The organism is Phyllobacterium sp., assembly GCF_037994405.1.
Classification (GTDB): Bacteria; Pseudomonadota; Alphaproteobacteria; order Rhizobiales; family Rhizobiaceae; genus Phyllobacterium.
The window spans coordinates 1-6,766 of record NZ_JBBNAN010000100.1 but is presented as its reverse complement, the minus strand read 5'-3'; the positions used below and the strand labels follow the sequence as shown (position 1 = coordinate 6,766).

Sequence of the window (6,766 nt, the reverse complement as noted above, 5' to 3'; positions counted from 1 at the left end):
CACTTTGTGGCCCCCAAGTCTGGAGACTCTGTATTCGTTGACTGTATTGCCAGACCATGAATTGGCACGGCTTTTGCTCCTAAATCGTAGATACAACGGTTCGGGAGGAACAGATGTCTCGTTGCAGCAAACTGGTCGACATGGGTTGACGTCAATTTCTTAGGGGCAGCACATACGCTGCGGCGGGTGCAGCTGTTGCTGTCTCGATGCCTGGGGAAACAAGGGCGGCCGCCTCCGGCCAACAGTGGGGCGGCCAGATAAAACGCAGATAGCCAACTCAGTATCCACCAAGAAAAACCTTGGTGGTGATCTAATTGTCATATAGTAACCATCAGTGTATACAGCTTTACTCCCTGTCTGCGTGCGCATTTCATAGAATTGACTTCCAATCTAGTGAATATTTTAATTAAATAGGAGATTGGCATGCAAACTCCATGGGCAATTCTGCTTTGCAAATTCAAAGATGATCCCGCCCCTGACCCAGTGTGGCCGAAGTCCCGCTATGAGGAGCTTTTCACCAGTGCCGGCTCAGGCAAGTCCAATTTGGTGGATTATTTCCGAGACATGTCGTTAGGACGCGTCGATCTGAGCGGTTCGCAGGTTTTCGGTCCGCTTACGATCGACAAAAACAGGGCGGATTACAAGGGGAGGGACAGCCGCAATGATCTGTTGCAATGGGCGCGGGATGCCGCCATCGCCGACAAGGTCAAAGTAGGCGATTTCTTCTCGGTGGCAGTCATCATGCTGAATCCAACCGACATGTTCGGCGGCCCGAATGGATGCTGTTTGGACGATGGAAGGGACCCGGGCAACGGCATGTCGAGCCTGTCACCCAGCTTTGCGGGCCAAGAAATGGGGCATGTCTACGGTTTGGATCATTCACGCGCCGATGGATCGGCAGCCGACTATATGGACAATTGGGATGTAATGAGCACGGCGTCAAACTGCTGGATGTTCCCGCATCCCGATTTCAACGAGTTGGACAAACGTGCAAATCCTATCTTTCTGGCAGGCCCAGGGCTCAATGCGCCAAATATGTGGAGCATGGGCTGGCTTGTCATGACCAGGGTTTGGAATGCGGATGCTGAACATTTTGGATCGACGGTGCAACTAAGGCCGCTTCATCATCCCGAACTCCCCGGATACCTTGTCGCCCGCATCGGGACGCTCTTCTTCGAGTTTCGTGTGAAATCGGTTTGGGACAGGGCAATTCCAGAAGCAGTCGTCCTGGTTCATGATTTCAACGATGGGCACTCCTACATCTATCGTGACAACGCTGGCAATCAAGGGTTTACGGCCGGCAGCGTGCTTGAAGTGGGCGACCCGTCCGACCCTTTGGGATCGTATTTAAAAGTTACGGTTTCTGCGATCGACAGCGCCAATCAGATCGCTACGCTGAACGTGGTCCGAAAGCGCGACCGCCACCCAAAAATTGGAATACAAATCGCCCTCGAGGCTTTTGGAAGCGATGCAGGCGGGTTTTACGTCATAGGCGGTAAGCTCAAGAAGGTCCCGCCATGGTCGCCCCTATACGCGATGATCGAACATATAGATCAAATACAGGACAGTGGATCGATAACGGCCAGAGGCGGTCGTCGGCTCGTGCAAGCTGACGCTTTCGAGCGGATTGCTCAATTGGCGGGCGAACAGCTTACTCGCTTGCAATCATTCCGGTCTCCAGCGCCACCTGAGATTTCGCAGAAGGCTCGCTCCGGTGGGTCGCCACGTAAAGCGCGTAAACCTAAGCGGAAATAAACAAGGCAGCGGTGCTACGCCTGTTAAATCTCGCTGATAAAGGTCCTTCCAGTCGCAAGAGGTGTCAGCCCTAATTAGGAGAAAATTTGCCCTTGCCGAAAGACCACATCGGGAACAAAGTCAGGACACAGTGCCTTTACGTCCGCGCTGCCAGTGTCATGTTTCCTCCGTTCGCCCCTGAAATGCATTGCAGTTCCCGATGCTGGACAGTTTGGATAGCGGAAATCCGTCAGAGATAAGAAAGTTGGCGCTTTCGGAGTTGCGCGATGGATGGTCCACCATGAAGCAGGAGGCGTTCCTCGTCCCATCGACGCCCAAGGCGATACGAGAGGTCGAGTGGGTCCCAAGGCATTGATTGCGATACCGAAAAAGTCGAGGGTTTCCTGAGGTTTAACTATGGTTGAGGGCCTCTGAGTGTGGAACCCCGATTTTAGGCCGGTTTTGGCCCTATCAATCAGGGAAAATCCCAATGTTCCCTCAGGGTTATGCCCGATCCCGCTGAAAGCCGTCCGGGTGTATTCTGTTCCTTGTTCGCGAAGGCACCCTCTAGCCTTCCGGTTCACCAAATTGGGGGAGAGACGCACCGTTCACCTTCGACGTCTGCTCCCCCCTCTTTCATCAAGCCTGTGAGTCATTTTCCAGTGGATAGATAGTCGGCGCTTGCCTCAGGGTGTATCCTTATGGCCTGACTGCACATTGCCGCCAAGGCCGCAGTCGTCTAGGCGGACCAGCGACGACGGCATAATGGCCCCACCAGCCGGTAGGGACCTCGCATCCAAATGATGGCGGGCTATAACCGACGACATCGGCAATCAGAACGGCTGCAAGACGGCGGTCCATGCCCCCGGACCTTCTCGGAGTGCGACGCACTCCGGTCAATATCATACCGCAGGTCAAATGCCGATGTCATTGCGGTTGCTGCTACTGGCAAAGTATCGAGAAAAGTCGGCTACGCAATGGTGACCGCGGCTGTCGCATTCCCGTAATTGTCTTCGCGCCTAGGTACGATTACCAGACCGTCGACAGGTCGTCGCGTAATCTCCCGCTGAGACCGGGATATGCAGTGCTGATGGACTTGAAAATCCGATCCCGACTGTCTTCCGCGGGTGGCATTGAATATGTGCTTGGAGGTCTTTCAACGCGGCGTGATACCGACTGGATAGCCAGAATAGATTGGCAAACCGTTGGGCGCTGAAAATCAGAACCATGCGATCTGCGCGACGATCGGGAAGCGCTCTTGAACTGACAACCAAATCACCGGACGTAAATTGGAACACGAAGCCGGAATAGCGCGCTACTTTTCCGGCAACCCCGCCTTGGCGAGATCGGCGAGATAGAGCTTCAGAAGCGGTTCGATGAGTTGCGGCTGCCTCGTGGTCGGCCACACTGCTTCGCTCTTGATCGTCCATCCGGGTTTGTCCTTGAGAAGCTTCGTAATGCTGGCGCGGGCTTCGTCAAGCTTGCCGAGGCGCGCATAGGCGGCTGCCAGATTGACCTGCCACTGGCGTTCCATTTTCTGGAGTTGTACCACCGCATCCGCCGGACGATCGGCGAGATAATAGGCGAAACCCAGATTGCCAAAGTAAAAATCCAGGGGGCTGGCATCGCGCCGGATCGATTCTTCCGCCCATTCGATCGCCCGGTCGGTTTTTCCGGCGTTTGCCAAATAAAGGGCAAGGTCGGCGTGCGCCAACGGATCATAGGGTACCAGTTTAGCCGCCGCCTCGGCCTCGACAACCGAGCGCTCGAAATTACCCTCGTGCAACTGATACAGAATTGGCATCACCCAACGGCAGAGAAAGGTCTCAAGCCGCGATTTATGCGGATTTGCCTCCGCTTCGGTTGCAAGCTTCCACGCTAGTTCGGTGTAGCGCCACGGATCGTCGGTGCGCTCGTTGAGAATGTCCAGAACGTAACTGAATGCAATTTTCGCCCGCAATAGTGCCGAGTCAGGAAACTTCGCCAACCCTTCCTGCCAATTGTGGTGAAACGTTAATTACGATGGTGGTGAAACGTAAGATAGCAGCGTGGCCAAGCCCAGCAATGACTCTATCTGCTGAAAGTGGTTCCGCGAGTCCTTTGGCATTTTCTCTCCATTCAGCGCCGCTCCTGATGTCTCAATCAAGGCTACGTCATGATGGATTTCAGATCTGGTGATTCCGCAAATTTCTAGCTGAACTTAGGACGCGCTCCTCGTCGTTAAACCGCACCGCATCGAATGCCGGCACGAGTTCGCCGTTGTCCAATTTGGCAAACGCCATAACAACGATAACGAAATTCGACTGGGCCATGCCTCCAAAAGCCCTGTCACAGTTCCGGGCGGAATTTGTCAGAAAACGCCGAGTATTGGAAGCTTGTTGACGGCGAACGCGTTGGGATCATACGTGGCTGTGCAAAGCCACTTCGTTGCAAAAACGCGAGAATACTCAGCTCATGGAAGCCAGCGCTGCACAGGTTCGGTTGATCCTTCAAACGTTGCCTCGAAGACCGATGAAGCAAGCACGGCACGCAAGTGAAGGATCGTGGGTCCTATGTTTCGGAAGCCGTGTTTTCGTCGAGCCGGTATTATAAGGGAATGGCCGCCAGTTACAATGAAACGCTCGTTATCGATCCACATCTCCGCTTTACCTGCGACAACGGTAAGTACTTCCTCCACTGTATGCCAATGGGTCGGGGCTCCGACGGTTGGCGCTACCCATTGCTCAAATATGCAAAGCTGCGTTGCACCTTTGCGGGCCGAGACATGCATCTGCGTCTTTACGCCTGTTCGCCAGTCTTCAAATGGTTGGTCCCTATGAGCGATGATCGTCATCAGAACATATCCTTTGGCAATCCAGAGTGAGCGGCCAATCCTTAATAGCAGTCTCCTGGGCGTCAGTCATATCACTGCGAGGAGGAATAGCAGAGTTCAATGAGCGCGGGATTCTGACAATCTAGAATGCGTAGTCGGAGCTGGAAGCATGCGGAATTGGGTAGCAAAGACCACCAAATGCCCTCTATGTAACTGAAAACTAATTACATTATGGTGATGTTTTTAGAATCTGCCTAATAGATACCGCTTCCGACAAAGCAATGTCGGCTTAGCGCCGATATCGTTGACAAACTCGGAGTTTGAGCATCCTCGACTCTGCGCGAGGTTTTTCAGGGCGTTTGCAAGGCGGCCCTGGCTCTGACGCGGCTGGATAGGAGTGTGCGGCAGGCCATCAAACTGCCATGGCGGGCGTTGGCTGGCCAAGTTCAACTCGAGCAATTATTCGACCTTCAGGCCCGCCGCGCGCAGATCGTCGCGGAGCTGACTGAGTAACCGCTGATCCTTGTAATATTGAGTGGCCAGAAATCGATTGATGGTGAAATCGGGATCGATAACGCGAAGGTCGCACACGGCGCGTTTCAATCCGGTCGGATCATCCAGATGCCGATATGCTGCGACGCGGTAAGCGGCCGCAATGCGCGTCGCCCTCGACAACTGTGCCACAACCGCAACCGTGTCTGCGTATTGTCCGAGGAGATAATACGCGACAGCCTCCAGTTCACGGCAATAGGCGGGAAGGAAGGGATCCAGCTGTTTTGCCCGTAGCTGATATTTCAGCGCCATCTCACCATCGCCGAGGAAGTTATAGAGTTCTCCCATCCGCCCGAGAATATAGGCGTGATTGGGATTGAGCTCGAGAGCGCGGCAAAAATGGTATTCAGCCTGATCGTAGTCCCTGCCTTGAAGGCTGATCGCGCCTGCGATCCGGTGACATTCTGCATCGCCGTCGTCGAGCTCCAGGCCACGACGCGAACTGTCCAAAATGTCATTCCACACATCCTGTCCAGTCCAGACGGCCAATGTCGAGAGCGCACAGGAACGCCAGGCATAGGCTCGAGCGAAACCCGGGTCTTTCTCGATTGCAAGGTCGAACCAGTGCAAGGCTTTCTCCGACGCCTCGCGAGTGACGCCGCCCAGCCTGTGATGTTCAAGGCCACGCATCAGACAGTCATTGGCGAGCATATCAGCTGGTTTCTTGCGCTTCGCAGCAACGCGGGCCTGTTGTTCAATTCGTCCGGCGACCATCGAGACGATAGAGGCAGCAATGTCGTCCTGAACATCGTACAGTTCTTCGAGCTTGCAGTCGTACTTTTCTGCCCAGACATGGTCGCCCGTCTGGGTATCCGTCAGCTGGCATGTGATGCGTATCCGCGATCCCAGCTTGCGTACGCTGCCTTCGAGGCAATAGGCAACACCGAGTTCCTTGCCCATCTGTTGCCGATCGACATTATGTCCCTTCAACGCAAAACTCGCATTCCGCGAAATTAGGAAGATTTGGTGAAACCGGGCCAGCTCAGTGATCAAATCTTCCGAAAATCCGTCTGAAAAATATTCCTGCTCCGGATCTCCGCCAAGATTGGCGAACGGCACAACGGCCAGCGAATGAGGGGTTATTCGCCTGAGATCGGCATTGCCTTGCAACGTGGTTGGGATGCCGGTTATGTAGCTATGGTTTTCGAGCTCGTCGAGAACGCGATAGAGCCGGATCGGCTCGGATATGTTCTTGAGAGACCGCTCGCCCAAGTCCTCGAACCGAAGCTTCGCCGTTCGTTTGACTTGATCGAACACATTCTGGGTGATGAGGACTGAACCGGGTTCAGCAAGGCCTTCCACTCTGGCTGCGATGTTGACCCCGTCACCGAGAAGATCTTGCCCGTCGATGACCGCGTCGGCCAAATGAATGCCGATGCGGAGTTGGAAGCGGTTACCATTTTCCTCGCCCGATGCAAACAGGATGCGCTGAATCTCAAAACCAGCGTGAACAGCCATAACCGGACTCGGAAATTCGGACAGGAAGCCGTCACCTGCCCTGGAAAACACACGGCCGCTGTGCCCGACAACCTGTTCGCCGATTATTTGCGTAAGCGCGGAAAGCTGTCGGATCGTTTTGCTTTCTGAAAGCTCCATCCGGGCAGAATAGCCAACCACATCGGCCGCCATAATGGTAACGAGACGTCGCTCCATTCAGGATTCTCCCAA

4 protein-coding genes are annotated in these 6,766 nt (G+C 54.3%); 1 reads left to right on the top strand and 3 read right to left on the bottom strand.

Translation table 11 applies throughout. The features are described 5' to 3' along the window. The first annotated feature begins 543 nt into the window (after nt 1-543). Nucleotides 544-1,755 carry a hypothetical protein gene (locus tag AAAC48_RS06015; RefSeq protein WP_340653311.1) on the top strand — a complete coding sequence of 404 codons (1,212 nt, stop codon included), beginning with the start codon at nt 544-546 and terminating at the stop codon, nt 1,753-1,755. Between the two features lie 1,294 nt (nt 1,756-3,049). Here AAAC48_RS06015 and AAAC48_RS06010 read toward each other — a convergent pair. The 3 genes from AAAC48_RS06010 to AAAC48_RS06000 all read right to left on the bottom strand — a co-directional run bounded on the left by AAAC48_RS06010 (nt 3,050) and on the right by AAAC48_RS06000 (nt 6,751). Further along, nucleotides 3,050-3,721: a hypothetical protein gene (locus AAAC48_RS06010; RefSeq protein ID WP_340653310.1), complete on the bottom strand. Its 672-nt coding sequence runs from the start codon at nt 3,719-3,721 to the stop codon at nt 3,050-3,052. Between the two features lie 465 nt (nt 3,722-4,186). Continuing rightward, the gene (locus tag AAAC48_RS06005; protein WP_340653312.1) at nt 4,187-4,504 is read right to left on the bottom strand and encodes a cupin domain-containing protein; all 318 of its coding nucleotides are present in this window, start codon (nt 4,502-4,504) and stop codon (nt 4,187-4,189) included. 501 nt (nt 4,505-5,005) lie between these two features. Continuing rightward, nucleotides 5,006-6,751, bottom strand: coding sequence for an adenylate/guanylate cyclase domain-containing protein (locus AAAC48_RS06000; protein ID WP_340653309.1), 1,746 nt, complete (start codon nt 6,749-6,751; stop codon nt 5,006-5,008). Between the last annotated feature and the right edge of the window lie 15 nt (nt 6,752-6,766).